1 protein-coding gene is annotated in these 2,625 nt (G+C 36.3%); it reads left to right on the forward strand.

Annotated features, from left to right (window positions below; translation table 11 throughout):
- On the forward strand, positions 1-1,981 hold a 1,981-nt coding region (locus CYO92_RS09270), incomplete at its 5' end, for a hypothetical protein (protein WP_343218563.1).
- Positions 1,982-2,625: the final 644 nt, after the last annotated feature.

Here is a 2,625-nt window from a genome sequence, read left to right on the forward strand (position 1 = left end):
TAGCACAGCAAAAGCTTCAAACTATCCAGATGATGGCTCAGTAGCAAAGATAGTAAATCCTAATCCAAATTTAAAAGTGTTTGGATCGGATAATGCAGATAAAATAACCGTAGACGGCGCAAAAATAACGTCCGTACACGGAGGAGTCGGAAACGATAACGTCGACCTCAAAAACGGCGCCGAGATAATCGGTATTTCCGGCGGTTCGGGCGAAGACAAAATTTCGGTAGATAATTCTAAGGTAACTTCAGATATCTTAGGCGGCTCTGAAGACGATATTATAAAAGTAAGTAATAATTCCGAAGTTAAAAACATAGGCGGCAATGACGGGATAGATACCATAAACGTCGAAAACGCTACGGTAACAGGAAGCATTCGCGGCGGCGCAGGCGACGACGTGATAACCGCCAAAGGAAATTCTTCGATAAACAATATACTTGGAGAGGCTGGAAAAGATACTATAACTTTAGAGGACGGTGCCAAAGTCGTAGGGCAGATAAGAGGTGACACCAAAACTATGAACGATATATTCCAAAAGCAGGTAAATCCGGCTTTAGATATAGTAGATAGCGGTGCCGATGCCGATACTATAACTTTAAGCGGTGCAGGAACCAGTGCGAAATATATATTCGGCGGAGACGGCGATGATAAGATCGTGGTAAAAGATGGCGCAAAAGTAACAGGAGAAGTAAGGGGCGACGAAGGCGATGATAAAATAACCGTATCTGACAACCAAACATACGTTAGCGCCATAAATGGTAGAGGTGGCGACGATACTATCCTAGTAGAAAATGGCGCAAACGTAGACGGTATAGTCGGAAGATGGGGTAATGATGATATAACCGTAACAGGGAAAGGCACCGTCGTAAAAGAATTCATTCATGGCAATGAGGGCGATGATACGATTAGGGTTTTGGACGGTGCTGTCGTTAAGGGTGATATTGAAAATAATACTGAAGGCAAGATCGGCAGCATTGAAGGCAATGCCGGTAACGATATTATAGAAATCGACGGAGGAGCTAATAAAGAAGGTTTTGTCGGCGGTAAAATTATTAGTGGAGATGGCGACGATATCGTTACGATAAGGAATACAAATCTAGACAAAGTCGACAATGTCTACAATAAAAACGTCAAGGTTGATACTGGAACTGGCAACGATACTGTAAATTTATATAACGTTACTGTAAACGATACTAATATCTGGACAAAAGAGGGCAACGATACTATAAATGCTACTGATACTATATTTAAAACAACGCAAGGAACTGGAATAGGAACTGGAAGCGGTAATGATATTATAAATATAAATTCAGGGTCTAGTTTAGAAAGCGGTACGCATATAAGTGCAGGCGAAGGTAATGATAATATCAATATAAATAACGGTGCTCATCTAAACGGAGGCCACGTTTATGGCTACGAAGGAAACGATACTATAAATATAAATTCTGGAGCTACTTTGACGAACTCTTCTGTACGTGGAAATGAAGGTAATGACACTATAAGTATAGATAACGGAGCCAGTATAAATAATTCCGGTAATATAGCCTTAAACGGGGATGGGGGTAATGATACTTTAGTTTTGAAAAACGGAGCTTCTGCTGGATTTAAGAACTTAAGTTTTGAAAACAAAGTATCTATAACTCATGCAAACGGGGACGTAAATATAACCGATATGGAGGGCGATAAAACCGTTGATCTATCCCAGTTATCTGCCATAACTGATAACAACGTAAAATCCATCGATATGACGGGCGTAAATGGTGCAAAACTAAACATCACCGCACAAGATGTGCTAGACGTCAATAAAACTACCGGTGATACTCTTACCGTAAAAGGCGATAGCGACGATACCGTTCATAAGACAGATACATCCTCATGGCAAAATAATAATGACGGAACGTATTCTACGACAGTTACAAACAACGAAACGACGCATACCGTAACGATCAAAATAGAAGATAGTATTACGCACGATTTATAATCTCTTAAAAACCCAAGAATTTCTTGGGTTTCTTATTTAAATAATTTTATTTGTAGTTTTTGATTTTTACCCTTTGGCGAGCCATAGAAATAAGCAAGAATATTAATTAATCTTTTTTAAAAGACATTCACTAAAAATATATAAATTAAAAAATTATTGATGTTTTTAAATTTTTGATTATAAATTTATAGTATTTATAATAGTTAGTATAACTAGGATGTTTTTTTACTATTAGATTAAAAAGAAAAAGCCATAAGATTAGTAAATAAAAATGCACAGAACGCAGTCATAACATGATTTTAGAAGTTAAAGATGATACGCGAGTACTTTAAATTATATAAAGTTGATTCATTTCCAAGGAAAAAGTCTTCGGGTTAATCTTTTTATATAACTAAAATCTTATAAAATTTTTTATCTTTTCTATTTGTTATAGATCTACGAAATTATATTAAACAACCTATTTTAAAGATATTTTGCCTATTTTTTATATATTATAAAAATCTCACACTGTACCCCAGTACAATAGACATATACTTTTAAAATTTATATAATTCTTCCAATTTTAAATAAATCATACTCAAGAACAAGGAGAATGTTATGGCTAACGAAGCTGGAGTAGTTAAAAGTGTAACTGGGGGAAGCGT

Origin of the sequence: Campylobacter concisus (assembly GCF_002913715.1) — a bacterium.
Lineage (GTDB): Bacteria > Campylobacterota > Campylobacteria > Campylobacterales > Campylobacteraceae > Campylobacter_A > Campylobacter_A concisus_AG.